The sequence below is a fragment of the Aeromonas sp. Prich7-2 genome (assembly GCF_017939255.1).
Taxonomy (GTDB): domain Bacteria; phylum Pseudomonadota; class Gammaproteobacteria; order Enterobacterales; family Aeromonadaceae; genus Aeromonas; species Aeromonas caviae.
This window is the reverse complement of the sequence record NZ_JAGKRI010000147.1, coordinates 1-25912: the sequence shown is the minus strand read 5'-3', so window position 1 is coordinate 25912 and position 25912 is coordinate 1. Positions and strand designations below refer to the sequence as shown.

Below are 25912 nucleotides of genomic sequence, written 5' to 3'. Positions count from 1 at the left end.
GGCGACTACTCCATCCTACTGCTTGGTTGCCGGGGTCTGTTGTGCGCTGTTACCGGCACGTTCAGTGGGCGCCACCACGACCCCGGGTTTGACTTTCTGCAGACCGGCGACGATCACCTTCTCGCCAGCCTTGAGACCGGACTCGACCACCCAGCTGTCGCCGGACATGCGGCCGACCTGCACTTCACGCAGCTCCACCTTGTTGTCCGCCGTCACCACCATGACGGTGGCACCGCCCTTGGGGGTACGGGTCACGGCAGTCTGGGGCACCAGCAGGCCTTGCGGGCGCTCGCCCTCCTGCAAGGTGGCGCGCATGAACATGCCGGGCAGCAGCAGTTGATCCGGGTTGGGCACGATCACCCGCAGGGTCACCATGCCGGTCGCCTCGTCCACGGTCACGTCGGAGAACTGGAGGGCTCCTTTCTCGCCATACTGGCTGCCATCTTCCAGCTGGAAGCTAACACCGGCCCCGTCCTTCTCCCCCTGGGTCAGCTTGCCCTCGGCCACCAGGCGCTTGAGGCGCAGCAGGTCGGCGGTGGACTGGCGCACGTCCACGTACATGGGATCGAGCTGGGAGATGGAGGTGAGGCTGTCCGCCTGCTGGGCGGTCACCAGGGCACCCTCGGTCACTGCCGACTTGCCGATGCGGCCGCTGATGGGGGCCGTGATGCGGGTGTAGGCCAGGTTGATGTTGGCGGTCTGCAATGCGGCCTTGGCGGCCCCGATCTCGGCCAGCTGCTGTTTCCAGGCCGCGTCGGCGTCGTCATACTCCTGGCTGCTGATGGCTTTCACCTTCACCAGCTCGGCGTAGCGCTGGGCCTTGAGGCGGGCGCTGCGCTCGTTGGCCTCGGCCTTGGCGAGGTTGGCCTTGGCGGAAGCCACTTCGGCCTGATAGACGGCGGGATCAATCTGATAGAGCAGTTGACCGGCCTTGACGTCGCTCCCCTCGGTGAACAGGCGCTTGAGGATGATGCCGTTCACCTGGGGACGCACCTCGGCCACCCGCAGGGGGGCGGTGCGGCCGGTGAGCTCGGACAACAGTTGCAGGGGGGCCGTATGGAGGGTGACCACGTCCACGGCGGCGGGAGGCATCTCCCCCATGGCCTGCTGGGCCTCTCCCTTGTCACCACAACCAGCCAGCAGGCCACTTGCCAGCAAGGCAAGGCCGACCGAACGTGCGAGAATATGTTTATGCATGAAATCTCTGAGCCTCTGTTTCAATCAAAAAAAGTGACAAAAACCACAGGGTTTATAAGGCCCCTGTTGGTAAAACTGCGAAGATGAGGCAATATACATACATTCATGAATGTATGTATGTAAGAAACTTTTATCACTATTTAGACAGGATCGGAGCCAATGGCCAGACGTACCAAAGAAGAGGCACAGCAGACCCGCTGCCGCATCATGAGCACGGCGCTGGATCTCTTCTGCCAGCAAGGGTTGGCGAAGACCAGCCTGACCGACATCGCCAAGGCCGTGGATCTCACCCGAGGGGCCATCTACTGGCACTTCAAGAATAAAGAAGAGCTGTTCGTCACCCTGTGGGAGGCGCTGTGCGCCCCCCTCTCCCACCAGCTCGACGCCTGCGTCGACGAGGCGGAGCCGGATCCCCTCGGCAAGCTGCGGGTCTTCCTCAAGGAGGTGATGCTCAAGATCAGCACCGAGCCCGCCCACCAGCAGATGTTCACCATCATCTTCAACCTGGAGCCGATGGAAGGGGAGGCCGCGGCCCTGCGGGAACACATGCGTCAGCGCTCCATCGACTTCTTCCAGGATCTGGAGGTCACCCTGGCCAATGCGGTACGCCAGGGCCAGCTGCCAGAGGGGCTGGATCTGCGCCGCGCCACCACCCTGCTGCACTGCACCCTGGACGGCTACATCATCAACTGGCTGCACTTCCCAGAGCGCATCGACCTCGCCCGGGAGGCGGACTTCCTGCTCGACACCCTCTTTGGCCTGCTCGCCAGCGCCTCCCCCGCCCTTCGCCAGCATCCGTGAATGAAGGCGATGGCGGGAAAGCCCTCGCCAACGCTCAACAGCCGGGGGCGAATTTGCTAGAGTAGCCGCCCCCCACCGAGATGAGCCCGATGTCTTTGCCACACACTCCCGCCCCGGCTGGCGACGCCGCCCCTCGCCCGGCCCTCCTGGCCGGCGCCCATGCCCCCTTCCTCGCCCTGCTCGGTACTGGCCGCCACCTGCTGGAGGCGGGCTGCGGCGCAGGGGAGGATCTGCACCTCTTCCGGGAGCAGGACCTGGTCGTGACCGCCTTCGATGCGAGCCGGGAGCAGGCCGCCGCCGCCTCGCGCCTGTGCGGCCAACCGGTGCGCGTCTGCCGCTTCGAGCAGATGCGAAGTGTCGTCCCCTATGACGGCATCTGGGCCGGCGGCTCCCTCCCCTGCCTGCCCGAGCTAGAGATAGCCCCGGTGCTCGGGCATCTGGCCACCCTGCTCAAGGCCGGCGGCCCCCTCTACTGCTCCTTCCCCCACGGGGATGGAGAGCCCTTGCCGCGCTCGGGGGAGTATCCGCTCCAGACCCGGCTCGACGAGCCCGGGCTGCAGCGTCTCATCACCCCCCTGCCCTTCGCACTGCACCGCCACTGGCGCAGTGAGGACGAGGTGAACGGCCGCTGGCTGCACGTCCTGCTCATCCGGCGCTGACGCCCCGGCGCCGATGGGAGGCGAAACGCGCGCTGACAGTCCGCCCGGGTTGCCCGGTACAGAGACACTGTCAGCGCCCATCCAGTCCTGATAATCATAGAAACAAAGAGTGGCGGAACGCCCCATTAAAAAAATTTAACTCTATATTAACCAGCATAAGGCAGACAAGATGCGGTGTTTGTGTTAAAAAGCGGTATTAAAATCATTATTTAATAACAAAACAGACACCAACACCTGGATTTGCCCATGAAACTCGTTCTGAATCTGATCGCCGGCATCCTCGCCGGCCTCCTGCTCGGTCTCTATGCCCCCGAATGGGTCGCCCGCGTGCTGTTCACCGCCAAGACGGTAATAGGCCAGCTCATCACCTTCACCATCCCGCTCATCATCCTGTTCTTCATCATGAGCGGCATCGCCAGCCTGCCGAAGAATTCCGGCAAGCTGCTCGGCAAGACGGTGGGGCTCTCCTACTGCTCCACCATACTGGCGGGTCTGTTCGCCTTCACCGTGGCGAGCCACCTGATCCCGCACCTGACCACGGCCGCCGAGCCCACCGCCGAGGCGGCCACCAAGCTCGCCTCCTACATCAACCTCGAGATCCCGCCGCTGTTCGGGGTGATGTCGGCGCTGGCCGCCGCCTTCGTGTTCGGCATCGGCATCAGCGCCACCCAGGCTACCGACCTGCGCCGGGTCGCCGATCAGGGCCGTGACATCATCGACCGCCTGCTGGCGAAGGTGATCATTCCCCTGCTCCCCTTCTACATCGCCGGCGTCTTCGTCGAGATGACGGTGGAAGGCACCGTCTTCGCCACCCTGAAAACCTTCGGCGTGGTGCTGGTGATGGCCATCCTGATGCACTGGATCTGGCTCTGCGTGCTGTTCGTCGGCACCGGCCTCGCCCAGGGGCGCTCCCCCGTCATGCTCATCAAGAACATGCTGCCCGCCTACTTCACCGCCCTTGGCACCATGTCCAGCGCCGCCACCATCCCGGTGGCCCTGCAGGCCAGCAAGAACAATGGCGTGAGCGACGGCATCGCCAACTTCACCGTCCCCCTGTGCGCCACCATCCACCTGTGCGGCTCCACCATCACCCTGGTCACCTGTGCCACCGCCGTCATGTTCCTCTCCGAACACCTGGCCATCCCGGGTTATGGCACCATGGTGCCCTTCATCATGATGCTGGGTGTCATCATGATCGCCGCTCCGGGCGCCCCGGGTGGCGGTGTCATGTCGGCTCTGGGTCTGCTCACCTCCATGCTGGGCTTCGGTGAGGCCTCCATCGCCCTGATGATCGCCCTCTACCTGGCCCAGGACAGCTTCGGTACCGCCTGCAACGTCACCGGTGACGGCGTCATCGCCCTCTGGGCAGACCGCTTCGCCCAGCGGGACGGTGCCGTGCCCGCCCTTGATCGCGAGGCGGCCTGACCGCGTTGTCGCGCCAATAAAAACGGGAGCCCAGGGCTCCCGTTTTTTTATGGCACTCAGCTGCGATCAACCGCAGCGACGGATCACCCCTGCCTGTATGCTGCTCACCACCAGCACGCCGTCGCAGTTGCCGCCGTCATCATGCATCCGCAGCACGGCGACGGATCACACCCTCTTGCATGGTGCTCGCCACCAGCACGCCATCGCGGGTGAAGAACTGACCGCGCACCAGGCCGCGTCCACCGCTGGCGCTCGGGCTGTCCACCACGTAGAGCAACCAGTCATCCAGCCTAAAGTCGCGGTGGAACCACATGGAGTGGTCTATGGTGGCCACCTGCATGTCCGGCTCCCAGTACGACACCCCGTGGGGCTGCAGGGCGGCAAACAGGAAGTGGAAGTCGGACGCATAGGCCAGCAGGTAGTTGTGGACCCGCTGATCGTCCGGCACCGGGCCGTTGGCCTTGAACCAGGTGTAGCGCAGGGGCTCGTGCACATCGGGGCGGATGGGGTCCACCAGGGTCACCGGGCGAATTTCGATGGGCTTCTCGCACAGGATCTTGTCCCGCAGGGCCGGGGGGATCATCTGCTCGTAGGGGCGCACCAGCTCCAGCTCGCTCTTGAGCTGCTCCGGGGGCGTGATGCCGCCCGGCATCCTGGCCTGGTGCTCGAAGCCCTCGGCCTCCACCTGGAAGGAGGCGTTGAGGTAGAAGATGGGTTTGCCGCCCTGGATGGCCTTGACCCGGCGGGTGGAGACGCTCTGGCCGTCGCGGATGTTCTCCACGTCGTAGACGATGGGCTTGTTGGCATCGCCGGGGCGCAGGAAGTAGGAGTGGCAGCTGTGCACCTGGCGATCGGCGGCGACCGTCTGCTTGGCGGCTGACAAGGCCTGCCCCATCACCTGTCCGCCAAACACGGATCGCAATCCGAGATCCTGGCTCTGGCCCCGAAACAGGCCCTCCTCGATCTTCTCGAGCGCCAGCAACGCCAGCAGCTCATCCAGTACCTTGCTCATTGGTTTCTCCTGTATCAATGTCGCAGAGGCTAACAAGGAGACCTGGTCGAGGCAACCTTTGCCACGCCCTCAGTGGGTAGCTCCCCCCGTGATCGGCAGATCCCGCTCGTGATGCAGCGCCGCATCGAGGGCGACCTCCAACCCGTGCACTATCTGGCTCAGGCTCATCGAGGGCGTGCCCGCCGGATGGCGCGCCGCCTGCTCGGGCAGATAGGGAATGTGCAGGAAACCGCCCCGGCAGCCCGGCCTGTCCCGCTCAATCTCGTGCATCAGGCCGTAGAAGAGGTGGTTGCAGACATAGGTACCGGCACTGTGGGAGACGGCGGCGGGCAGGGCCGCCTCGCGCAGGGCCGCCACCATGGCCTTGATGGGCAGGGTGGTGAAATAGGCGGCGGGCCCCTCTGCCACTATGGGGCTGTCGATGGGCTGCGCCCCGGCGTTGTCCGGGATGCGGGCATCATCCAGATTGATGGCGATCCGCTCCAGACTGAGCTCGCTGCGCCCCCCTGCCTGGCCCACTGCCAGCACCAGCACCGGCTGGTGCTGCGCCAGCGCCGCCTTGAGTTCCGTCAGGGCCTGGCCGAAGGCACAGCTCAGCCGCACCGCCCGGATCTGATGGTCGCCACGGCGCTGGCCATCGAGTTGCCTCACGGCCTCCCAGGAGGGGTTGAGCGGCTCGCCGCCGAAGGGTTCGAATCCGGTCAGTAAAATGGTCTTCATGGCCATCTCCTTCTGTTTTTTCCCGGCGCGCGGCCAGCGGATGCCGGGAGGGATGAGGGCGGGCCCAGGCGGGCCGCCCTCATCTGACGACATCAACGAAACGCCAGGAAGTACATCAGCAGGATGTTGCAGACGAGCATCATGAGCGCGGTGGGGATCTGCACCAGGATGACCTGATACTTGTTGTCCAGCTCGAGCAGGGCGGCGGGCACTATGTTGAAGTTCGCCCCCATGGGGGTCATCAGGGTGCCGCAATAGCCCGACAGCATGCCGATGGCGACCACGGCGGCGGGGTTGCCATTAGCCCCCATGATGAGGAAGGGGATGGCGATCCCCGCCGTCATCACCGGGAAGGCCGCAAACGCATTGCCCATGATCATGGTGAACAGCGCCATGCCCACGCAGTAAATCACCACCATCAGGAACAGGTTGTCGGGGGTGACGAACAAGTCCACCACCGCCTTCACCGACTCCCCGGTCTGGGCGACCACGAAGACCCCGCCCAGCATGGCGAGCATCTGCGGCAGGATGGCGGCCCAGCCGATGGCATCCACCAGACGCCTCGACTCGCGCACCGCCTGCAAGGGGGTGCCGCCGGTCAGTTTCCAGCCCAGCAGCAGGGCCGCCAGGGTGCCGATGGCCAGGGAGGTCAGGGTGACGTTCTTCTGATCCAGCACGAAGTAATCCCCCAGGCTGGCATGGCCCAGCAGCAGGGTGCTGAGCACGGTCGCCACCGGGATCATGACCGCCGGCAGGAAGAGGCGGTTGCCCAGTTTGCCCGCAGACGCCTGCCGCTCGGCGTCGCTGCGCTGGGCGTAGCGTCCCATCGCGAGCTTGCCCGTGCCGGCCAGCAGGGCCATCAGGATCACCAGGCCCCCCACGATCCGGTAGGCAATCTGGCTGCCCAGCTGGCTGACCAGCAGATCGCCGAACAGGAAGATGGCGCCAAAGCAGAACCAGAACAGAGCCGTCGTGAAGCGCTTGGGGTTATGGCGGTCAGAGAGCGTCATGCCCACCAGCAGCATGACGACGAGGCCGATGAGGTAATAGATGTCGTTGATGGTGATCAGGCTGCTCATCATGCACGCTCCAGCACGGCTTGGTCGGGGGTCCCGGTTTGCTCGCTCGCCTGCCAGGCGGCAACGTCACGGGCGATGCTGGCATCCAGCAGGAGCAGGCGCCCCATGTGTATCAGCAGGGCGCACAGGGCGGTCGGTATGCCCCACAGGCCGATGTAGAGCGGTTCGATATCGGTGATCCCGTTCTCCTGCAGGAAGGCACTCATCAGCAGGACGGCCCCGAAGGCGAGGAAGACGTCCTCGCCGAAGAACACCGCCACGTTGTCACAGGCGGCCGAATGGGCGCGGATCTTGTCGCGAATCGGCTTGGGCAGATCCCCGTGGCGATGCACCGCGGCCCCCTCCGCCATGGGGGCGATCAGCGGACGCACCGTCTGGGCATGGCCCCCCAGGCTCAGCAAGCCCAGCATGGCCGTGCCCTGGCGCAGTACGAAATAGAGCATCAGGATGCGCGCCGAGGTCGCCTTGCGGATGCTGGCGATCCAGCTCTGGGCCCGCTCCTTGAGCCCGTACTGCTCCAGCAGGCCGATCACCGGCAGGATCAGGATAAAGGTGGCCAGCTGCCGGCTGTTGAGGAACTTCTCCCCGAAGGTTTCCAGCAGCGCGACCAGCGACATGCCACTCGCCAGGCCGGTCGCCAGTCCCGCCGCCGTCACCACCAGCAGCGGGTTGAACCTGAGGGCAAACCCCAGCACCACCACGGGGATCCCGATCAGGGGTAATAACAGACTTACATCCATATGAGCTTCTCCATTCCATGTGAAGGCCACGCGGCCTGAATTCACCTCTTCAGTGAGGCCTTATCGATATACCGTTTGCGATCAGGGCCTCCCGCAGGCGCCGGACGAAGGCGACGGCGTGGGCGCCATCCCCGTGCAGGCAGATGCTCTGGGGCACCAGCGCCAGTGGTTGTCCGTCCAGGGTCTCCACCTCTCCCCGCGTCACCAGACTCAGGGTCTGGCTCAACGCCTTCGCCTCGTCGTCGATAACGGCGCCGGGCTGGCCCCGCGGTGCTAGGGAGCCGTCGGCCAGATAGGCGCGATCGGCGAAGACCTCCGCGATGGGGGTCAGACCATGGCGCCGGGCGGCGGCGATCAGCTCGCTGCCCGCCAGCCCCATCAGCTTGAGGGAGGGATCCAGGCTGGCGACGGCACTGGCGATGGCGTCGGCCAGGGCCCCATCCCGGGCTGCCTGGTTGTAGAGCGCACCATGGGGCTTGACGTGGGCCAGCCGGCCACCGGCCGCCTTGGCCAGGGCGGCCAGGGCCCCCACCTGATAGATCACGTCGGCATAGACCTTGGCCGGCTCCCGCACCATGGGCGCCCGTCCGAAGTGTTCCCGATCCGGGAAGCTGGGGTGGGCGCCGATGGCAACCCCCTTGGCCAGCGCCAGCCGGACCGTCTCGGCCATCAGGGACGCATCCCCGGCGTGCCAGCCACAGGCGATGTTGGCCGAACTGACGAGGTCCAGCAGCAGGGCATCCGAGTCGCAGCCCTCCCCCAGGTCTGCGTTGAGATCAATGTGTCTTTCCATAAGCCATCCATTCGAAACGATAGAGGTGTTGCTGCCACTCGCGCCGCGCCGCCAGGGCCTGCTCCCGCGTCACGGGGGAGAAGCGCAGCCGCGCCCCCGGCCGCGCCTGGGCCAGCTTCCAGAGATCCGCGTCGATGACGCAGCCGATGCGCGGGTAGCCGCCCGTGGTCTGGCCATCGGCCAGCAGCACGATGGGCTGCCCGCCAGGGGGCACCTGGATGACACCGGGCAGGACGCCGTGGGAGGCCAGCTCCCGGCTGTGGCTGCGCACCAGCGCCGGCCCGTCGAGGCGAACGCCCATGCGGTTGCTCGCGGGGTTGAGTCGCCACTCCCCCTGCCAGAGCGCCGCCACGGCGGCCGGTTCGAACTCGTCACATTCGGGGCCGGACAAGACACGCAGGCAGGCGTCCGACTCGCGTAGACAGGCGCCGAGGGGACCGTCATGGCTCAGCGGCACCCCCAGGGGCAGGCGATCCCCGGCCTGCAGGGCTCGCCCCTGATGACCCCCGAAGCCGGCCTGCAACTCGGTGGCGCGCGATCCCATCACCTGGGCCACGGCCAGGCCCCCATCCAGCGCGAGATAGGTGCGCATGCCATGGCGAGGGGCCGACAGGCGCAGGCGCTGGCCCCGGCGAACCCGCCAGCGCCAGCCGTGCCAGACAGGTTCACCGTCCAGGGTGGCGGCGCAGTCGGCACCGGTCAGCGCCAGCCAGCCATCACGCAGCAGGCGGAATTCGGCCGCCCCCAGCACCAGCTCTATCCCCGCCGCGCCGGCGGGGTTGCCCACCAGGCGATTGGCCAGGATCAACGCCTCCCTGTCGAGGGCGCCTCCCTGGGCGATGCCGAGATGGCGCACACCAGAACGGCCGAGATCCTGGACTGTGCTCTGAAGCCCGGGTCGGATGACCTCTAGCATGGGGCACCTCCCAGGGGGACGAAGCGCACCCGATCGCCGGGCAGCAGATAGGAGGGCTCGTCACGAGCCGGGTCGAACAGCGTCAGATCCGTGCGCCCGATGAGCTGCCAGCCCCCGGGGCTCGCCGCCGGGTAGATACCGGTCTGGGCCCCGCCGATGCCGACGCTGCCGGCGGGGACTCTCAGCCTGGGCTCCCTGCGCCGCGGCACGGCCAACTCCTGCGCAAGCCCCCCCAGATAGGCGAAACCGGGCTGGAAGCCGAGGAAATAGACCCGGTACTCGCCGCCGCTGTGGCGCGCCACCAGCTCGGCCGGCGTCAGGCCGCAGTGGCGGGCGGCCTCCTCCAGATCGGGCCCCCATTCGCCGCCGTAGTGCACCGGGATCTCCCGCTCCCGCGGCCGGTAGTCGAGCTCCTCCCCCTGGCGCCACAACTCGGTCAGCCAGCGCTCGAGACCGGCGGGGTCCATCACCTCGGGATCGAACACCAGGGTCAGGTTGTTCATCCCCGGCACTATTTCCTCCCACCGCTCGTCCCCTTCCCGCTCTCGCAGTCGCTGTGCCAGCCACCAGATCCGCCGCTGGCCGATCAGGTCGGCCCCCTGGTCCGTCTCCAGCACCAGGGCCCGCTCTCCCAGCGGGTAGAGGCGACACTCACTCGATCCCATACAGCCCCCAACAACCAAAACATTTAATTAAAATACAGCAAAGATATCAACAAAACATCGATAATTTATCTACAATAAGCCATCGTAGGAAACGCCAGCCGTCGTGCTGGCCTCTCATCAGGAAAAGGAGTCTCCATGACCAAGCCCCCCTCCATCGTCTCATCGGCCCACCTCGTCTCGGCTCAGGCTCCCGCCCTCTCGGAGCTGGAGTTCGGCCTGACCGTGCTCAACAACTCCTTCCACCGCTGGGTCGTGCGCTGCATGGGGGCCGCAGGCGAGAAGGGGCTGACCGCGCTGGAGGTGCTGCTCATCCACCACATCAATCACCGGGATCGCCCCAAGCGGCTTGCCGATATTTGCTTCGTGCTGAACATCGAGGACACCCATGTCGCCACCTATGCCCTGAAGAAGCTGGTGACCCTGGGTTATGCGGCGCGCACCAAGGTGGGCAAGGAGGTGCACTTCAGCACCACGCCGGCCGGGGCGGCCCTGTGCCACCAATACAGCGAGATCCGCGAACAGTGTCTGATCCAGGTGATAGTAGAGAGCGGTCTGGCGGGGGCGAATGCCTCGGCGGCGGAGATAGCGCAGCAGCTGCGGCTGTTTGCCAGCCTCTATGATCAGGCCTCTCGCGCCGCCGCCTCCCTGTAGTGGCGAAGGGCCAATAAAAAAAGAGCCTGCCCCTTGCGGGGCAGGCTCTTTCGCGATGACGGCCGGAATTACTTGCTGCCGGTGCCGGAATTGCGGGTGGAGGAGGTCGGCTTGCGACGGGCGGTGGTGGCACGGGCGCGCGGCTCCTTGCCCTGCATCTCCTTGTGGCGCTTCACGGCGCGACGGATCTGGGCGGCCTGCTTGTGGCGGGTGCTCTTGCCATCCTGCTGCAGATCGACCTTGGATTCGGTCTCGTTGGGCAGGTTGACCAGGCCGCGCAGGTAGTTCACCTCGGGGAGTTTCAGCTCCTGCCAGCCGCCGCGGGGGATGCCGCGATCCAGCTTGACGTCGCCGTAGCGGATACGCATCAGGCGGCTCACCTGCACTTCCTGGGATTCCCACAGGCGGCGCACTTCCCGGTTGCGGCCCTCGGTCAGGGTGACGTTGAACCACTGGTTCAGCCCTTCACCGCCGGCCGGCTTGATCTTGTTGAACTTGGCCATGCCGTCTTCCAGCTGCACGCCCTTGCGCAGGCGCTGCAGCATGGCTTCGGTGATCTCGCCAAAGACCCGCACCGCGTATTCCCGCTCCACTTCGTGGCTCGGGTGCATCAGGCGGTTCGCCAGCTCGCCGTCGGTGGTGAACAGCAAGAGGCCTGAGGTGTTGACGTCGAGGCGGCCGACCGCTATCCAGCGGGCACCATCCATCTTGGGCAGACGATCAAACACGGTGGGACGTCCTTCCGGATCGTGGCGGGTGCACATCTCCCCTTCGGGCTTGTGGTAGGCCAGCACGCGGCAGATCACTTCCTCTGCGGCGCGGGTCTTGACCTGGTGACCATCCACCCGGATCACGGCGTTCACTTCGACGCGATCCCCCAGCGTGGCGACCTTGCCATCCACACTGACCCGACCTGCGGTGATCAGGGCCTCCATCTCACGACGGGAGCCTTGACCCGCGCGGGCCAATACTTTTTGCAGTTTTTCACTCATCGGGTTTACCTGATTGTTGATCGCTGCCCGCCGACATCGCGGACAACCTTGGCTCTTGTGGGAAGGCCCCGTTGGCCTCCCCACCATGTTCATGCTCAGCACGGCCTGCCAGAGGCTGACCGTCACCGCCCTCGCCCGGCATGAGCGACAAGGGGGCCTGCAGCTCGGGATCCAGCTCGGGGAGCTGCTCCAGACTCTGCAGGTTGAAATAGTCCAGAAATTCACGGGTGGTGGCGAGCAGCTCGGGGCGACCCGCCACCTCCTTGTGGCCGATGCTGCGCACCCAGCCACGCTCCTTGAGGGTGTTGACGATCTGGCTCGACACCGCCACCCCGCGGATGGCTTCTATCTCCGCCCGGGTGATGGGCTGACGATAGGCAATCAGCGTCAGCGTCTCCATCACGGCGCGGGAATAACGGGGAGCCCGCTCGCTCCACAGGCGCGACAGCTCCTCGGCATACTCCTGGCGGGCCTGGAAACGCCAGCCGGAGGCGACCTCTTTGAGCTCGACCCCCCGCTCGCTGTAATCCTGTCTGAGCTCTGCCAGCAGCAGCTGGACATAGCGGCCGGTGACCGGGTAGTCCGAGAGCACGCTGCCCTTGATTTCGCTCACCGTGAGGGGACGCCCCGCCACGAAAATCGCCGCCTCGATCAGGGTCTTCAATCGTTCAGCAGGCAGCGCCACGGTGGACCTCCCGGTTCCGCACCCCTGGCGCCGCCCCTCGCTCAGTGTAGATGCTCATGCTCCTCCCCTTTCCCCTGACTCGCCAGGGCAAAATGGATGGGGCCCAGGGGCTCCGCCTGCAAGATCCAGATCAATTGCTCCTTGCACAGCTCCAGCAGGGCCAGGAAGGTCACCAGCACCCCCATGCGCCCCTCCTCGGCCCGCAGCACCTGCTCCAGGCGCAGGGTCTGGCCCAGGGAGAGCATGGCAAGGATCTCCGCCATCCTTACCCGGGTCGGGATCTGCTCGCGGCGGATCTGGTGATGTTCAAAATGAGTCGCGCGTTTTACCACACTTTGCATGTAAAGGGCGAGTTCAACCAGAGAAACATCGGGCGCCAATGGCTTCAAGGCACCAAAATCCGGCGCCATGGCGGCGGCGACGAAGATCTCCCGCTCCACCCTCGGCAGGGCATTGACCCGCTCTGCCCCCAGCTTGTAGCGCTCGTACTCCTGCAGGCGACGAATGAGGGTGACGCGGGGATCTTCCCCCTCCTCCTCGTCTTCCAGCTCCGGAGCCTTGGGCAGCAGCAGGCGGGACTTTATCTCCGCGAGCCAGGCCGCCATCAGCAGGTATTCCGCCGCCAGCTCGAGGTTGAGGCCCTGCATCAGATCCACGTACTCCATGTACTGGGCGGTGATCTGCAGGATGGGCAGGTTGAGGATGTCGAGCTGCTGGCGCCGGATGAGGTAGAGCAAGAGATCGAGCGGCCCCTCGAAGGTGTCGAGAAACACCTCCAGCGCATCGGGGGGGATGAACAAGTCCTGGGGCAGCTCATGGTAGGGCTGCCCCAGCACGGTGGCGATGGGCGGGGGAAGGGAAGCCTCCCCCGTCGTGCCCGCGGGGGTTGTCAGCGCGGGCACGGGGTCGGCAAGATCACTCAAACGGGGTCGGATCCCCGGCACCGCGGCGACGCAGCACGGGCTCGTCGTCGGAGAAGTCCACCACAGTGGTGGGCTGCTCGCCCAGATACCCGCCGTTGACCACCAGATCCAGCTGCTTGCCGAGCTTGTCGGCAATCTCCTCGGGGTCGAACTCCGCCATCTCGGAGCCCGGCAGGATCAGGGTGGTGGAGAGCAGCGGCTCACCGAGGGCCTCGAGCAAGGCCAGCGCGATGTTGTTGGCCGGGACCCGGATGCCGATGGTCTTCTTCTTCTCGTTCATGAGGCGGCGCGGCACCTCCTTGGTGGCCTTGAAGATGAAGGTGTAGGGTCCGGGGGTGTTGTTCTTGACCAGCCGGAAGGCGGTGTTGTCCACCTTGGCATAGGTGGAGATCTCCGAGAGATCACGGCACACCAGGGTGAAGTCGTGGTTCGGCTCGATGCGACGGATGCGGCAGATGCGCTCCAAAGCATCCTTGTTGCCCATCTGGCAGCCCAGGGCGTAGCCGGAGTCGGTGGGATAGACGATAACGCCGCCGCTTTGCAGGATCTGCACCGCCTGGCTGATGAGGCGAACCTGGGGATTGTCGGGATGTACGTAAAAATGCTGACTCATATGCTCTTCTCGCGATAGGGGGCACGCTCGTTGCCCGCTTCATGGTCAAGGGCCCCTTGGCCCATGATACTACCTTAACCTGTTTGACGCAGACTCGCCTGCATCAAAGATGCCGGCCCGGGGGGTCAGCGGCTGGCCAGCAGGCCCGCATGCTCCTCGGGGGTGAGCCCGAAATGACCGGGGTGACCGAGCCACAGCGGCATCCCCTCCTTGGGGAGCCAGAGGTGGCGGCCAAGCTCGGTCCAGTTGGAGGGGAAGTGAAAATCGGACCCCACCGAAATATAGAGATCGTGCTCCCTGGCCCACTGGCCGAGATTCGCCCGCTCCTGTGGGCTCTGCTGGGGCAGGGAGACCTCCATGGCATCCCCCCCGACGGACTTGAAGGCCACCAGCAACCGCTTGATCCACTTGGCGGTGAGATTGTAGCGGCTCGGGTGGGCCAGCACCGCCAGCCCGCCTGCGGCGTGGATGGCCTCGATGGCCTCCCCCATCCCAGGCCACTCGGCGGGCACATAGCCCTTGTTGCCCCGGCTCAGGTACTTCTTGAACACCTTCTGCATATTGTCGGCCACCCCGCGCGCCACCAGCACCCGGGCAAAGTGGGCCCGGGTCACGGCGGCGTCACCGGCAAGCTGCTTGGCCTCTTCATAGGTGCCCGGGATGAGGCACTTCTCCAGACGACGCCCGATCTCCTCGGCGCGCGCCTCCCGGCGAGCCCGCTGCCCTGCCAGAAAGGCGAGCAACTGGGGATTTTTCTCGTCCACCCCGAGGGCCACGATGTGGATCTCGTGATGCTCCCACCCGGTGGAGATCTCCACCCCGCTCACCAGGCGCAGTGGCAACTGGTCGGCCGAGATGGTCTGGCGCACTTCTTCAAGCCCGTCGAGGGTATCGTGGTCAGTGACCGCTAACACCTCCACCCCTTTTTCGGCGGCGCGGCGCACCAGGTCGGCGGGGCTCAGCACCCCGTCCGAGGCGGTGGTGTGGCAATGAAGATCGAATCTCATCGGCGTGTTTCGCTCTTGTTTGGGACCTGCCTGGAAAAGGCCGGCAAAAAAGCGACTTGACTTGGCCGCGGCTTTATCGTTTTCTGTAGGCACTTCATTGCAAACATCTTTTTACAGGACTCAATCTCATGCAAGCGACTTCCATCCTGACCATCTGGTGGTGGCACACTCCCTGACATGCGGGCGTGTGGTCGTTGCTGTACCTGTAATCTGACAGCAAGTTAAGAACCCAAAGAAAAAGCCCGCTGACCCCAGCGGGCTTTTTTATTATCCGGCAAATGGACCTGTGATGAAACCGACAATTCAGAGAAGCACACTGACATGGCGATGGCGAACTCGCTGACGTGACCCGAACCCGACCCATTTTCAAGAGAGACAGCGCCATGACCATCGGTGACACACAACACATGCAAGGGAAGGCATTATGACAGGCAACAAGACCCGTTTGCCCCTGGGCGAATTCGATACCATCCGGCTCAATGCCCCCTATGTGACAGACCCCCTGGCACTCTATACCCGACTCTGCCAGGACAGACCCAACAACCTGCTGCTCGAATCGGTGGAGATCGACTCCAAGGCCGGTACCCAGAGCCTGCTGCTGGTGGACGCCTGCCTGCGCATCGAGTGCCGCGGCCGCGCCGTGCAGGTGCGCCCCCTCGGCGACAACGGCGCCGCCCTGCTGCGCCTGCTGGAGCAGCGCCTGCCCGCCGTCATCACCCAGACCCGGGTGGCGGACGAGCTGCACCTCGACTTCCCGGCGTCCGATCGGGAGCTTGACGAAGACAGCCGCCTCAAGGGCAGCAGCGTGCTGGACGTGCTGCGCACCCTGCAGCGGGAGCTGCAATGCCCGCAGGGCAAAGAGGCCCTCTTCATGGCGGGCAGCTTCGCCTACGACCTCATCGCCTCCTTTGAAGACTTGCCCGAGGTGCCAGAGGGGAGCAACGACTGCCCTGACTACTGCTTCTATGTGGCCGAGACCCTGATCACCATCGACCACATCAAGCAGAGCACCCAGTTGGTGGCCTGCCTGTTCGGCGGCGAAGAGGATGAGCAGCTGGACGCGCGCTACGCCCGCCTGACCGCTCGCCTCGAGTCCTTCAAGCAGGCCTGTCAGCAGCCGCTGCATGCGCCGCAGGGCTCGGCGCCGCTGACCGGCGTCCTGGCCGTCGACAAGGGGGACAAGCAGTTCTGCGCCGAGGTCGAGAAGCTCAAGGGCTTCATCCGCCGTGGTGACATCTTCCAGGTGGTGCCGTCCCGCAGCTTCTCCCTCCCCTGCCCGGATCCCGTCGCCGCCTATCGCCGCCTCAAGCAGACCAACCCTAGCCCCTACATGTTCTACGTGCAGGACGAGGGCTTCACCCTGTTTGGCGCCTCCCCCGAGAGCGCGGTCAAGTTCTGCGCCAACAGCCGCCAGGTGGAGATGTACCCCATCGCCGGCACCCGCCGCCGTGGCCTCAACCCGGACGGCAGCATCAACCTGGATCTGGACGGCCGCATCGAGCTGGAGCTGCGCCAGGACGAGAAAGAGGTGGCCGAGCACCTGATGCTGGTGGATCTGGGTCGCAACGACATCGCCCGCATCTCCGCCCCCGGTACCCGCTACGTCAAGGATCTGCTCAAAGTGGATCGCTACAGCCACGTCATGCACCTGGTCTCCCGGGTGGTGGGCACCCTTCGCGCCGACCTTGACGCCCTGCACGCCTACCAGGCCTGCATGAACATGGGCACCCTGACCGGTGCCCCCAAGCTGCGCGCCAGCGAGCTTATCCGCATGGTGGAAGGCAAGCGTCGCGGCAGCTACGGCGGCGCCGTGGGTTACCTGAACGGCGCGGGGGAGATGGACACCTGCATCGTCATCCGCTCCGCCTTCGTGAAAGAGGGGGTAGCCCATGTCCAGGCCGGCGCCGGGGTGGTCTATGACTCCAAACCCCAGGCCGAGGCGGACGAGACCCGTGCCAAGGCGGCGGCCGTGCTGGCCGCCATCGCTGCCAGCCATGGCACCTCCCTGCAGGCCCTCAGCGCCCAGCAGGAACAACACAAGGACGTGAGCCATGACTAACATCTTCCTGCTCGACAACTTCGACTCGTTTACCTACAACCTCGTCGACCAGTTCCGCACCCTGGGCTACCCGGTGCGCATCTACCGCAACAGCCTGCAGGCGAGCCGCATCATGAGTGAGATCGACGCCTGCGAAGGGGACGCCGTCCTGGTGCTCTCCCCGGGGCCGGGCGCGCCCCATGAGGCGGGCTGCCTCATCGACCTCATCAAGCTGGCCCGGGGCCGGGTGCCCATCCTCGGCATCTGCCTCGGTCATCAGGCCCTGTGCGAAGCCTACGGCGGCACCGTCGGGGCGGCGGGGGAAATCGTCCACGGCAAGCGCTCCCTCATCGAGCACAACGGCCATGGCGCCTTCGCGGGGCTGCCGAGCCCCTTGCCGGTGGCCCGCTACCACTCCCTGGTGGCCACCTATGTGCCACAAGAGTTGCAGGTGATTGCCCACTATCAGGGCATGCCCATGGCCATCGAGCAGCGTGACGAGCGGGTGCTGGGCTTCCAGTTCCACCCGGAATCCATCATGACCAGCGAAGGGGCCCGCCTGCTCACCCAGGCCCTCGCCCATGTCACCCGTCCAGAAAGCCACGTGCGGTAAGGAAGAGACCATGCATCAACATCTCAACACCCTCTATCAGGGTCAGTCTCTCACCCGCGACGCCGCCCGCGACGCCTTCGGCCAGGTGGTTCGTGGTGAAGTGGATCCCATCGTGCTCGCGAGCCTTTTGACCGCTCTCAAGATCAAGGGGGAGACCCCGGAGGAGATCGCCGGCGCCGCCGAGGCGCTGTTGGCCGAAGCCCGCGACTTCCCGCGCCCGGACTATGCCTTCTGCGACATCGTCGGCACCGGAGGGGACGGCCTCAACACCATCAACGTCTCCACCACCTCGGCCCTGGTGGCCGCCGCCTGCGGCCTGAAAGTGGCCAAGCACGGCAACCGCTCGGTCTCGAGCAAGTCGGGGTCGAGCGATCTGCTCGATAAAATGGGCATCAAGCTCGACATGAGCCCGACCCAGGCCCGCCGCTGCCTGGACGAGCTCGGGGTCTGCTTCCTGTTCGCCCCCCAGTACCACGCCGGGGTGCGCCATGCCATGCCGGTGCGCCAGGCCCTCAAGACCCGCACCCTGTTCAACGTGCTGGGGCCGCTCATCAACCCCGCTCGTCCCAGCTTCCAGCTGATGGGGGTCTATGCCCCCGAGCTGGTGCGCCCCATCGCCGAAACCCTGCTGGCACTCGGCCTGAAAACCGGTATGGTGGTGCACGGCGCCGGTCTCGACGAGATTGCCATCCACGGCCCGACCCAGGTGGCGGAAATCCGTGACGGCGAAATTCGCGAGTACTTGCTCACCCCGGCGGACTTTGGCCTCGACACCTACCCGGTCAGCGCCATCCAGGGCGGTGAGCCCGAGGAGAACCGCGCCATCACCGCCGCCATCCTGGAAGGACGCGGCAGCCCGGCCCACAACGCCGCCATCGCCGCCAACGTGGCGCCGCTCCTGGTCATGGCGGGCGAGGCCCCGGACTTTAGGCAGGCCGCCGCCCGGGTGCTGGCGGTGCTGGCAAGCGGCCAGGCCGCCCTCCTCGCCCGGGATCTCGCCACCCTGAGCCATCAGGAGGCATGATGTCAGCCACCACCGCAGCGTGCCCCAGGGGCACTCACCCAGAACGCCCGACGGGCAACAGCCAGCTTCGCAAGGATAACGAGATGTCAGATGTCATTGCTCCCCACGCCTTTCTGAACATGGCCTCCATCAGCCAGACCATTCTCGGCAAGATCGTGGCGGCCAAGCAGGAGTGGGTCGCCGCCCGCAAGGAGAGCCAGCCCCTGGCGAGCTTCCAGGACGCGCTCACCCCGAGCGATCGGGACTTCGAGGGGGATCTGCGCCAAGGCTCCACCCGCTTCATTCTGGAGTGCAAGAAGGCCTCCCCCTCCAAGGGCTTGATCCGCAACGACTTCAGCCCGGAGGCCATCGCCGACATCTATGGCCACTACGCCACCGCCATCTCGGTGCTGACGGACGAGAAGTTCTTCCAGGGGGATTTCGCCTTCCTGCCCCGGGTACGGGGCCGCGTCCAGCAGCCGGTGCTCTGCAAGGACTTCATGATTGACCCCTATCAGGTCTATCTGGCCCGCCACTATCAGGCGGACGCCATCCTCTTGATGCTCTCCGTGCTCACCGACGAGGGGTATCGCGCCCTGTTCAACGTGGCGAAAGAGTTGGGCCTCGGGGTGCTCACCGAGGTGAGCAACGAGGAGGAGCTGACCCGCGCCATCGACCTCGGCGCCCCGGTGATTGGCATCAACAACCGGGATCTGCGGGATTTGAGCGTCGATCTTGCCCGCACTCAGCAGTTGGCGGCCAGGATCCCGGGGGATCGGGTGGTGATCAGCGAATCCGGCATCAACCACCGCGCCCAGGTGGCGGCCCTGCGCCACCACGCCAAGGGCTTCCTGGTGGGCTCTTCCCTCATGGCGGAGCCGGATCTGGAAGCCGCGGTGCGCAAGCTCGTGCTCGGCCAGAACAAGGTGTGCGGTCTGACCCGTCCCGAGGACGCCGCCGCCGCCCATCAGGCGGGCGCCGTGTTCGGCGGCCTCATCTTTGTGGCCAAAAGCCCGCGCTACGTGGACATTCCCGCCGCCCGCGCCGTGATGGCGGGTGCGCCGCTCTCTTACGTCGGGGTGTTTCGCAATGCCCAGCCCGCCACCATCGCCAAGACGGTGGATGCGCTGGGGCTCGCCGCCGTGCAACTGCACGGGGATGAAGACGCCGCCTATATCGAGACCCTGCGCCCTCTGCTGCCGGCGGGCTGCCAGATCTGGAAGGCCGTCGGTGTCACAAGCGGCGAGCCCCTGCCCGCCCTCGACTACCCGGCGGATCGCCTGCTGCTTGATACCAAAGTTGGCAGCCAGAGCGGCGGCACCGGCCAGGCGTTCGACTGGACCCTGCTGGCCCACCTCGATAAAGCCAGGCTGATGCTGGCGGGGGGCCTCAACCCCGACAACGCCCTCGAGGCCGCCCGGGTGGGCTGTGTGGGCCTTGATTTCAACTCCGGGGTGGAGAGTGCCCCGGGCAGGAAGGATGCCCACAAGCTGGCGGCCGCCTTTGGGGCCCTGCGCCAACTGTGAGCACCCCCGTGACTCATTCAACGAATTAATGAACTGCGTTTGCCCATAAGCACAAGGAATAATGTATGACCCTGCTCAACCCGTTTTTTGGTGAATTTCGTCGATGACATGTATGTGCCCCAGCCATACGCCTCAGCCCGACAAGGCTCATACCTGATCTCAATTGCAGAATGTAAAGGAAGAAAACCATGACCCTGCTCAATCCGTTTTTTGGTGAATTTGGCGGCATGTATGTGCCCCAGATCCTCATCCCCGCCCTGCTCCAGCTGGAGAAGGCCTTCGTCGATGCCAAGGATGATCCGGCTTTCGTCGCCGAGTTTCAGGCGCTCCTGACCGAGTACGCCGGTCGCCCGACGCCGCTCACCCTCACCCGCAATCTGACCAAGGGCACCAAGACCCGCCTCTACCTCAAGCGTGAGGACCTGCTGCACGGCGGCGCCCACAAGACCAACCAGGTGCTGGGTCAGGCGCTGCTTGCCAAGCGCATGGGCAAGCACGAGATCATCGCCGAGACCGGCGCCGGTCAGCACGGTGTGGCGACGGCGCTGGCCTGCGCCCTGCTCGGTCTCAAGTGCCGGGTCTACATGGGGGCCAAGGATTGCGAGCGCCAGAAACCAAACGTGTTTCGCATGAAGCTGATGGGTGCCACCGTGATCCCGGTGCACTCCGGCTCCAGCACCCTCAAAGATGCCTGCAACGAGGCGCTGCGGGACTGGGCAGCCAACTATGAAACCGCCCACTACCTGCTCGGCACCGCCGCCGGCCCCCACCCCTTCCCCACTATCGTGCGGGAGTTCCAGAAGATGATCGGGGAAGAGGCCAAAGCCCAGTGCTTCGAAAAAGAAGAGCGCCTGCCGGATGCGGTGATCGCCTGCGTTGGCGGCGGGTCGAACGCCATCGGCATGTTTGCGGACTTTATCGATGAGCCTTCCGTGCGCCTTATCGGGGTCGAGCCCGGTGGTCACGGCATCGAGAGCGGCGAGCACGGCGCGCCGCTCGGTCACGGCAGCAAGGGGGTCTTCTTTGGCATGCACTCCTTCCTGATGCAGGACAACCAGGGCCAGATCCAGGAGTCCTACTCCGTCTCGGCGGGGCTGGACTTCCCCTCCGTCGGCCCCCAGCACGCCCACCTGGCCGCCATCGGCCGCGCCGAGTACCCCTCGGTGACTGACAAGGAGGCGCTGGACGCCTTCCAGGAGCTGGCCAAATCCGAAGGCATCATACCGGCGCTGGAGTCCTCCCACGCCCTGGCTCATGCCCTCAAGATGGCCCGCAGTGAACCGGAAAAAGAGCAGGTGCTCATCGTCAACCTCTCCGGCCGTGGCGACAAAGACATCTTCACCGTTGCCGACATCTTTGAAAAAGAAGGAACCTTGTCATGAACCGTTACGCACAACTCTTCTCCCGTCTGGACAAGGCCAATCAGGGCGCCTTCGTGCCCTTCGTGATGCTGGGTGACCCCACCCCCGAATTGTCCCTGGCCATCGTCGATGCCCTGGTCGAAGGGGGCGCCGACGCCCTCGAACTCGGCATTCCCTTCTCCGATCCGGTGGCAGACGGCCCCACCATTCAGGGCGCCGCCCTGCGTGCCTTTGCCAGCCACACCACCCCGGACGACTGCTTCGGCCTGCTCGCCCGCATCCGCGCCAAGTACCCGGAGCTCCCCATTGGCCTCCTGGTCTACGCGAACCTGGTCTATGTGCGCCACATCGACGGCTTCTACGAGAAGTGCCAGCAGGCAGGGGTGGACTCCGTGCTGGTGGCGGACGTGCCGGTGCAGATGTGCGAACCCTACAAGGCGGCCGCCGACAAGTTCGGCATCGACAGCATCTTTATCGCCCCGCCCAACGGCGATACCGAGACGCTCAAGGCTGTTGCCGAGCTCGGCTCCGGTTACACCTATCTGGTGAGCCGCGCCGGCGTGACCGGTGCCGAGACCAAGGCCGGCATGCCGGTGGAGGGGCTCATCAACACCCTGCGCGAGTTCAATGCCCCCCCCGCCCTGCTCGGCTTTGGCATCAGCGAACCAGCCCAGGTGCGTGAAGCGATCAAGGCTGGCGCCGCCGGTGCCATCTCCGGCTCCGCCGTGGTGAAGATCATCGAAACCCACCACCAGAACCCGGAACATATGCTCACTCGTCTGAAGGAGTTTGTGGAAGGGATGAAGGCGGCGACTAATCGATAAGGTTAGGAATAGGGTCAGCTGTCTGTGGACCTGATATGCCAATTCGCATAACCACGTAAAAGGGAGCCTGACAGGCTCCCTTTTCTATTTCCTTGTTCTGTCGCCAACGAGTGCTACTGCTCCTGGAGATTTGCAGCTACTTCAGGACTCAGTCTCTCCATGGCCCAACCATGTCCTCGGTAATAATCCAGCATGTACAGCAAGTCGCGAACGGCTTCGAGCATTTCGCGTACATCTTCGGTTGTTACTGTTTCTTCACGCCCGTGCACTAGCTTGTTCCGCAATTCGATACCCTTCTTGATCACGGAAATTACCTTTTTAGGTGGTCGACGAACTTCACCGTTAATCTGATTCCTTGCGGGCAGTTGCGCCATGTAGTTGCGCAACATCAGATCTAGTGGCGGAGACTGTAAGTTCTCGACAATCCAAGTCACTGACGGATTCAAGTCCGTCATAGTTGTCTTGAATCCGGTCTCTGCTGCGGCAATCCCCATTACAAGTGCACTTCGAGGATTGTCCCGTTGATTCTGCCATGCTTCACGAAAAAGATCGTGATACAACGGTTGCTTGGATTGAAACTGAATTAGGGTTTCGACATTCGCTCGACACTCCTCATCGAAATCGGCGTCCTGCACTTCTGGCATATGGAGAGTGAATACTCCGGCGATCATTTGACGGTAGAACCCATGCTCGTCGATAATCTTCTCGCCCTTGCTGTCATCGTGCCATCTCATAGATGACCATTCGCTCTGAAGTCCCAATGGTCCACCGACGATTCCCATGCGCCAACGAACCACATTGAATATTTCAGACGCCATGCGGTCCATACTCCCGTGCAACGCAACTATGAAATCGCGATAGTCGTCAGGCAAGTTTGTAAACCCGTTCTGATTCTCTCCTCCAAGACTCCAATCGATTTCTGCCTCTCCGGTAAACACGACGCGTACCGAATCCGGAATGTCATCCTTGCGATGAATTGTTTGTACAAGCACTTGCGGTTCTTCATCCTCGCTGAACACATGTATGTAACGCATGAACAGCGAAAACATCTGCTTGGGATCATCGAATTGGATTGCCCCAAATTCCTTTAGCGGCGGCTCAAATCTCCACGGATCTAATCGGTAATATGTTTGGAAAAACATTGCGCATCCCCATAAGCCGTTTTTTCACTGAAACCAAAACTATCACTCTGGTTCAGCGAAAGGAAATTTAGGCCATCGCTCGGTGAAGTGAAGTGCAATGCTGCTCTACAAGCGACATCCTCCCGGCCCCTCGGCCATCCCCCACCAACTTTTCCTCTCTAAAAAGTGAACCTCTCTACACTTTTATCTCGCAACCAGTACCAGGACCATAAAAAGTGCACTATCGTACACTTTTAATTGCTGTTTGCTCTTACCATGAGTTAAGGTGTAACAACCTACCTTTTTTTCGTGATCATGATGGCAGATGCATCGTTGCAAACCGGCCCGAAAGAACTGGATCCCGCCTCGCTGGGGCTGGCGATCCGCGAGAGACGCAAGGCCGCCAGGATGACCCAGGAGGTGACGGCCTCACTGTGCGGTATCTCCAAGAAGACCCTGATCAAGATTGAAAAAGGGGGGGATGTCTACCTCTCGACCCTGTTGCAGGTGATGAAGGCGCTGGGGCTGCGCTTGCAACTGGTGCAGGAAATGGGCTCACAGGTAGCGAGCGGCAACAGCCAACCCGAGGTCGGTGATGATGAGTGGTTCTGAGCACCATCGGCTGGAACTTCGGCTGGGTAACCAGCTGATCGGCCATCTCGAATATGACTCCAGCCGGGATGCGTTTCAGCTCGGCTATACACCTGAGTGGCAGGCGCGTGGCTTCCCGCTCTCCCCGCCGCTGGCGCTGGATGGTTCGGCCAGCAGCGCCCAGATCCGGGCGTATCTCGGCAACTTGCTGCCTGAAAATCGCGGGCTGGACCATCTGATTGAGGCGCTCTCCGTTTCGCGCAGCAATCTCTTTGCCCTGATCCACGGCATCGGCCGCGATGTCTCCGGAGCTGTCACCTTTACCCTGCCCACAGAGCCCGACGTCCCCACCCGGTTTCGCCCCATCACCCCAGAGGAATTGTTGCTGCGCCTCGAACAGCCCGAGATCTGGCCGCTGGAAGTCTGGGATGCTCGCCCCCGCCTCTCGGTTGCGGGTGTGCAGGCCAAGCTTAACCTGCTGCGACTCGAGGGAGCGTTGGGATTTGGCGAGGGCGAACTCTGTTCCACCCACCTCCTCAAGTTCGAGCACCATCCTCATCTGGTGATCAACGAATTTGTGACCATGCGGCTGGCCGCACTGCTGGGCATGCCGGTGGCACAGGTCGAACTGCACAGGGTCGGCAAAGGCGATAAGTCCCACAGAGGCTTGCTGGTGGAACGGTTCGATCGGCGCCTTGACGAGGATGGGGTGAGGGTACGCCGTCGTCACATGATCGATGCCTGCCAGGGGCTGGGGTTTCCCGTCGCCCGAAAATATGAACGCAACTTCGGTGACGGGAGGGATGTGGCCCATATTCGGGAAGGGGTGAGCCTGCCACGGCTGTTCAGTCTCAGCACCCTTTGCGTTAATCCGGCGCAGGCCAGACTGGACATGCTGCAATGGCTGCTCTTCAACCTCTGTGTCAACAATCACGATGCCCACGGCAAGAACTACAGCTTCTTCGTATCAAAAGCAGGGCTGATGCCCACCCCCTGGTACGATCTGGTCAATGTGGGGCTTTACCCCGAGTTCAACCAGCATCTGGCCATGGCCATAGGCGACGAGTTTGCTCCCGAGGCGGTCAACGCATGGCAGTTGCTGGAGATGGCCGAGGCATGCGAGCTGCCCAAACGCCTGTTGCAGCAGACCTTGCACAAGATGGCCAGCGACATACTGCATCAGCTTGATGCCGCCATCGCCCTGGTTGAGACAGACAATCCCGCCGAGCTGGCTTATCTGGCACGTTACAGAGACGACGTTGAGCACCGTTGCCACCATTTTCAGGCGCAGGCGACGCTGTTGCCCGAGCTGCAACTGTAGCCAGACCTAGTCCCCCCCCATGGGACGCAACCCAGCCTTGAGCCCATGACGGGCATTGCCTACAATGACCCACTTTTTATCACACTCAGGTCTATAAAATGAGCGACAACAAACCTGCACTGCCCGACCGTCTGGCGGCCAACCCGCGCAGCCCGCACCATGTGGCGGAGTGCTTCGAGCACGAGATCGGCATTCGCGTGAACGGCAAGGAGCGCACCAATGTCGAGGAGTACTGCATCAGCGAAGGTTGGGTGAAGATCCCCTCCCCCAAGGCCAAGGATCGCTACGGCAACCCCATGCTGATCACCGTCAAGGGCACCGTCGAGGCTTTCTACGCCTAAGCCGCCCTGACCGCGCGCCCCGTCGGGCCCGCCGCCATGCTGTTCAGAACACCGGCCTTGCGCCGGTGTTCTGCTGTTGAGGGCGGCCCAGGGTGACAGGCGCCTCTCTCTTTGTTCTCTGTTGCCTTCCTGTTTCTTCCTTTCCCTCCCTTTTTTTTGGTTCTTCGCGGGATCTTGGGGAAGTGGAAGTTGACAGACAGGGTGCTGGTAAACTGGCTGTCTCCAAACACACCACCACCATCACCCTGCTGTCGCCGTGCATCATATTGATATTGCCTCCTTCTGGCCAGGTTAT

Annotated in this window: 27 protein-coding genes; 13 read left to right on the top strand and 14 right to left on the bottom strand. The window is 63.9% G+C overall.

Features of this window, described 5'->3' with window-relative positions:
• Positions 1-15: 15 nt before the first annotated feature.
• Entirely contained in the window at positions 16-1197 is a 1182-nt protein-coding gene (locus J9892_RS18665; RefSeq protein WP_210538687.1) for an efflux RND transporter periplasmic adaptor subunit, read from the bottom strand.
• Between the two features lie 159 nt (positions 1198-1356).
• Here J9892_RS18665 and J9892_RS18660 point away from each other — a divergent pair, with 159 nt between their 5' ends.
• The 3 genes from J9892_RS18660 to J9892_RS18650 all read left to right on the top strand — a co-directional run bounded on the left by J9892_RS18660 (position 1357) and on the right by J9892_RS18650 (position 4082).
• Entirely contained in the window at positions 1357-1998 is a 642-nt protein-coding gene (locus J9892_RS18660) for a TetR family transcriptional regulator (RefSeq protein WP_210538686.1), read from the top strand.
• An 89-nt stretch (positions 1999-2087) separates the two neighbouring features.
• The gene (locus J9892_RS18655) at positions 2088-2657 is read left to right on the top strand and encodes a class I SAM-dependent methyltransferase (RefSeq protein WP_326938022.1); all 570 of its coding nucleotides are present in this window, start codon (positions 2088-2090) and stop codon (positions 2655-2657) included.
• A 246-nt stretch (positions 2658-2903) separates the two neighbouring features.
• A complete protein-coding gene (locus J9892_RS18650; RefSeq protein ID WP_210538684.1) occupies positions 2904-4082 on the top strand; it encodes a dicarboxylate/amino acid:cation symporter in 1179 nt (392 codons plus the stop codon).
• A gap of 139 nt (positions 4083-4221) precedes the next feature.
• On the opposite strand, the gene tesB is transcribed toward J9892_RS18650, so the two are convergent.
• The 7 genes from tesB to pxpB all read right to left on the bottom strand — a co-directional run bounded on the left by tesB (position 4222) and on the right by pxpB (position 10007).
• Positions 4222-5094 (bottom strand): acyl-CoA thioesterase II, encoded by an 873-nt coding sequence (gene tesB, locus J9892_RS18645; RefSeq protein WP_210538683.1) that lies wholly within the window; start codon positions 5092-5094, stop codon positions 4222-4224.
• 69 nt (positions 5095-5163) lie between these two features.
• Positions 5164-5814, bottom strand: coding sequence for a pyroglutamyl-peptidase I (gene pcp, locus J9892_RS18640; RefSeq protein ID WP_210538682.1), 651 nt, complete (start codon positions 5812-5814; stop codon positions 5164-5166).
• 92 nt (positions 5815-5906) lie between these two features.
• Positions 5907-6893, bottom strand: a complete 987-nt coding sequence (locus J9892_RS18635; protein WP_210538681.1) for a DUF979 domain-containing protein — start codon at positions 6891-6893, stop codon at positions 5907-5909.
• Positions 6893-7633 carry a DUF969 domain-containing protein gene (locus tag J9892_RS18630; RefSeq protein WP_210538680.1) on the bottom strand — a complete coding sequence of 247 codons (741 nt, stop codon included), beginning with the start codon at positions 7631-7633 and terminating at the stop codon, positions 6893-6895. The genes J9892_RS18635 and J9892_RS18630 overlap by 1 nt, the downstream gene beginning before the upstream one ends.
• 49 nt (positions 7634-7682) lie before the next feature.
• The gene (pxpA, locus tag J9892_RS18625) at positions 7683-8426 is read right to left on the bottom strand and encodes a 5-oxoprolinase subunit PxpA (protein WP_210538679.1); all 744 of its coding nucleotides are present in this window, start codon (positions 8424-8426) and stop codon (positions 7683-7685) included.
• Entirely contained in the window at positions 8410-9342 is a 933-nt protein-coding gene (locus J9892_RS18620; protein ID WP_210538678.1) for a biotin-dependent carboxyltransferase family protein, read from the bottom strand. The genes pxpA and J9892_RS18620 overlap by 17 nt, the downstream gene beginning before the upstream one ends.
• A complete protein-coding gene (pxpB, locus tag J9892_RS18615) occupies positions 9336-10007 on the bottom strand; it encodes a 5-oxoprolinase subunit PxpB (protein ID WP_210538677.1) in 672 nt (223 codons plus the stop codon). Before pxpB ends, J9892_RS18620 begins: the two co-directional genes overlap by 7 nt.
• Positions 10008-10142: 135 nt before the next feature.
• On the opposite strand from pxpB, the gene J9892_RS18610 reads away from it, so the two are divergent.
• Complete coding sequence (locus tag J9892_RS18610; protein ID WP_043759284.1) at positions 10143-10658, top strand: winged helix DNA-binding protein; 516 nt, start codon at positions 10143-10145, stop codon at positions 10656-10658.
• A 68-nt stretch (positions 10659-10726) separates the two neighbouring features.
• Here the strand turns inward: J9892_RS18610 and rluB are convergent, their stop codons facing one another.
• The 5 genes from rluB to J9892_RS18585 form a co-directional block, all read right to left on the bottom strand.
• Positions 10727-11650, bottom strand: a complete 924-nt coding sequence (rluB, locus tag J9892_RS18605; protein ID WP_039039190.1) for a 23S rRNA pseudouridine(2605) synthase RluB — start codon at positions 11648-11650, stop codon at positions 10727-10729.
• Complete coding sequence (scpB, locus tag J9892_RS18600; RefSeq protein ID WP_042014199.1) at positions 11643-12335, bottom strand: SMC-Scp complex subunit ScpB; 693 nt, start codon at positions 12333-12335, stop codon at positions 11643-11645. The genes rluB and scpB overlap by 8 nt, the downstream gene beginning before the upstream one ends.
• A gap of 41 nt (positions 12336-12376) precedes the next feature.
• The gene (locus tag J9892_RS18595) at positions 12377-13258 is read right to left on the bottom strand and encodes a ScpA family protein (RefSeq protein WP_010673703.1); all 882 of its coding nucleotides are present in this window, start codon (positions 13256-13258) and stop codon (positions 12377-12379) included.
• A complete protein-coding gene (locus J9892_RS18590; RefSeq protein WP_210538676.1) occupies positions 13251-13871 on the bottom strand; it encodes an L-threonylcarbamoyladenylate synthase in 621 nt (206 codons plus the stop codon). The genes J9892_RS18595 and J9892_RS18590 overlap by 8 nt, the downstream gene beginning before the upstream one ends.
• A gap of 125 nt (positions 13872-13996) precedes the next feature.
• The gene (locus J9892_RS18585; RefSeq protein ID WP_010673701.1) at positions 13997-14878 is read right to left on the bottom strand and encodes a PHP domain-containing protein; all 882 of its coding nucleotides are present in this window, start codon (positions 14876-14878) and stop codon (positions 13997-13999) included.
• A gap of 424 nt (positions 14879-15302) precedes the next feature.
• On the opposite strand from J9892_RS18585, the gene J9892_RS18580 reads away from it, so the two are divergent.
• The 6 genes from J9892_RS18580 (at position 15303) to trpA (ending at position 22243) form a co-directional block, all read left to right on the top strand.
• Complete coding sequence (locus J9892_RS18580; RefSeq protein ID WP_210538675.1) at positions 15303-16937, top strand: anthranilate synthase component 1; 1635 nt, start codon at positions 15303-15305, stop codon at positions 16935-16937.
• Complete coding sequence (locus J9892_RS18575) at positions 16930-17529, top strand: aminodeoxychorismate/anthranilate synthase component II (RefSeq protein ID WP_069785302.1); 600 nt, start codon at positions 16930-16932, stop codon at positions 17527-17529. The genes J9892_RS18580 and J9892_RS18575 overlap by 8 nt, the downstream gene beginning before the upstream one ends.
• Before the next feature lie 10 nt (positions 17530-17539).
• Positions 17540-18553, top strand: a complete 1014-nt coding sequence (gene trpD / locus J9892_RS18570) for an anthranilate phosphoribosyltransferase (protein ID WP_053288294.1) — start codon at positions 17540-17542, stop codon at positions 18551-18553.
• The gene (gene trpCF, locus J9892_RS18565) at positions 18553-20058 is read left to right on the top strand and encodes a bifunctional indole-3-glycerol-phosphate synthase TrpC/phosphoribosylanthranilate isomerase TrpF (protein WP_210538674.1); all 1506 of its coding nucleotides are present in this window, start codon (positions 18553-18555) and stop codon (positions 20056-20058) included. Before trpD ends, trpCF begins: the two co-directional genes overlap by 1 nt.
• A gap of 188 nt (positions 20059-20246) precedes the next feature.
• Entirely contained in the window at positions 20247-21440 is a 1194-nt protein-coding gene (trpB, locus tag J9892_RS18560; protein ID WP_041214833.1) for a tryptophan synthase subunit beta, read from the top strand.
• Positions 21437-22243 (top strand): tryptophan synthase subunit alpha, encoded by an 807-nt coding sequence (gene trpA, locus J9892_RS18555; RefSeq protein ID WP_210538673.1) that lies wholly within the window; start codon positions 21437-21439, stop codon positions 22241-22243. Before trpB ends, trpA begins: the two co-directional genes overlap by 4 nt.
• A gap of 113 nt (positions 22244-22356) precedes the next feature.
• Here the strand turns inward: trpA and J9892_RS18550 are convergent, their stop codons facing one another.
• Entirely contained in the window at positions 22357-23385 is a 1029-nt protein-coding gene (locus J9892_RS18550; RefSeq protein ID WP_210538672.1) for a hypothetical protein, read from the bottom strand.
• A gap of 297 nt (positions 23386-23682) precedes the next feature.
• On the opposite strand from J9892_RS18550, the gene J9892_RS18545 reads away from it, so the two are divergent.
• The 3 genes from J9892_RS18545 (at position 23683) to J9892_RS18535 (ending at position 25617) form a co-directional block, all read left to right on the top strand.
• Positions 23683-23976, top strand: coding sequence for a helix-turn-helix domain-containing protein (locus J9892_RS18545; RefSeq protein WP_234035411.1), 294 nt, complete (start codon positions 23683-23685; stop codon positions 23974-23976).
• Complete coding sequence (locus J9892_RS18540) at positions 23960-25276, top strand: HipA domain-containing protein (RefSeq protein WP_200163688.1); 1317 nt, start codon at positions 23960-23962, stop codon at positions 25274-25276. Before J9892_RS18545 ends, J9892_RS18540 begins: the two co-directional genes overlap by 17 nt.
• A 98-nt stretch (positions 25277-25374) precedes the next feature.
• Entirely contained in the window at positions 25375-25617 is a 243-nt protein-coding gene (locus J9892_RS18535; protein WP_010673692.1) for a DUF3297 family protein, read from the top strand.
• Positions 25618-25912: the final 295 nt, after the last annotated feature.

Excerpts from the sequence above, each read along its gene's own strand:
- J9892_RS18665 (WP_210538687.1), bottom strand. The coding sequence starts at position 1,197 with ATGCATAAACATATTCTCGCACGTTCGGTCGGCCTTGCCTTGCTGGCA.
- J9892_RS18660 (WP_210538686.1), top strand. The coding sequence starts at position 1,357 with ATGGCCAGACGTACCAAAGAAGAGGCACAGCAGACCCGCTGCCGCATC.
- J9892_RS18655 (WP_326938022.1), top strand. The coding sequence starts at position 2,088 with ATGTCTTTGCCACACACTCCCGCCCCGGCTGGCGACGCCGCCCCTCGC.
- J9892_RS18650 (WP_210538684.1), top strand. The coding sequence starts at position 2,904 with ATGAAACTCGTTCTGAATCTGATCGCCGGCATCCTCGCCGGCCTCCTG.
- tesB (WP_210538683.1), bottom strand. The coding sequence starts at position 5,094 with ATGAGCAAGGTACTGGATGAGCTGCTGGCGTTGCTGGCGCTCGAGAAG.
- pcp (WP_210538682.1), bottom strand. The coding sequence starts at position 5,814 with ATGAAGACCATTTTACTGACCGGATTCGAACCCTTCGGCGGCGAGCCG.
- J9892_RS18635 (WP_210538681.1), bottom strand. The coding sequence starts at position 6,893 with ATGAGCAGCCTGATCACCATCAACGACATCTATTACCTCATCGGCCTC.
- J9892_RS18630 (WP_210538680.1), bottom strand. The coding sequence starts at position 7,633 with ATGGATGTAAGTCTGTTATTACCCCTGATCGGGATCCCCGTGGTGGTG.
- pxpA (WP_210538679.1), bottom strand. The coding sequence starts at position 8,426 with ATGGAAAGACACATTGATCTCAACGCAGACCTGGGGGAGGGCTGCGAC.
- J9892_RS18620 (WP_210538678.1), bottom strand. The coding sequence starts at position 9,342 with ATGCTAGAGGTCATCCGACCCGGGCTTCAGAGCACAGTCCAGGATCTC.
- pxpB (WP_210538677.1), bottom strand. The coding sequence starts at position 10,007 with ATGGGATCGAGTGAGTGTCGCCTCTACCCGCTGGGAGAGCGGGCCCTG.
- J9892_RS18610 (WP_043759284.1), top strand. The coding sequence starts at position 10,143 with ATGACCAAGCCCCCCTCCATCGTCTCATCGGCCCACCTCGTCTCGGCT.
- rluB (WP_039039190.1), bottom strand. The coding sequence starts at position 11,650 with ATGAGTGAAAAACTGCAAAAAGTATTGGCCCGCGCGGGTCAAGGCTCC.
- J9892_RS18590 (WP_210538676.1), bottom strand. The coding sequence starts at position 13,871 with ATGAGTCAGCATTTTTACGTACATCCCGACAATCCCCAGGTTCGCCTC.
- J9892_RS18585 (WP_010673701.1), bottom strand. The coding sequence starts at position 14,878 with ATGAGATTCGATCTTCATTGCCACACCACCGCCTCGGACGGGGTGCTG.
- J9892_RS18580 (WP_210538675.1), top strand. The coding sequence starts at position 15,303 with ATGACAGGCAACAAGACCCGTTTGCCCCTGGGCGAATTCGATACCATC.
- J9892_RS18575 (WP_069785302.1), top strand. The coding sequence starts at position 16,930 with ATGACTAACATCTTCCTGCTCGACAACTTCGACTCGTTTACCTACAAC.
- trpD (WP_053288294.1), top strand. The coding sequence starts at position 17,540 with ATGCATCAACATCTCAACACCCTCTATCAGGGTCAGTCTCTCACCCGC.
- trpCF (WP_210538674.1), top strand. The coding sequence starts at position 18,553 with ATGTCAGCCACCACCGCAGCGTGCCCCAGGGGCACTCACCCAGAACGC.
- trpB (WP_041214833.1), top strand. The coding sequence starts at position 20,247 with ATGACCCTGCTCAATCCGTTTTTTGGTGAATTTGGCGGCATGTATGTG.
- trpA (WP_210538673.1), top strand. The coding sequence starts at position 21,437 with ATGAACCGTTACGCACAACTCTTCTCCCGTCTGGACAAGGCCAATCAG.
- J9892_RS18550 (WP_210538672.1), bottom strand. The coding sequence starts at position 23,385 with ATGTTTTTCCAAACATATTACCGATTAGATCCGTGGAGATTTGAGCCG.
- J9892_RS18545 (WP_234035411.1), top strand. The coding sequence starts at position 23,683 with ATGGCAGATGCATCGTTGCAAACCGGCCCGAAAGAACTGGATCCCGCC.
- J9892_RS18540 (WP_200163688.1), top strand. The coding sequence starts at position 23,960 with ATGATGAGTGGTTCTGAGCACCATCGGCTGGAACTTCGGCTGGGTAAC.
- J9892_RS18535 (WP_010673692.1), top strand. The coding sequence starts at position 25,375 with ATGAGCGACAACAAACCTGCACTGCCCGACCGTCTGGCGGCCAACCCG.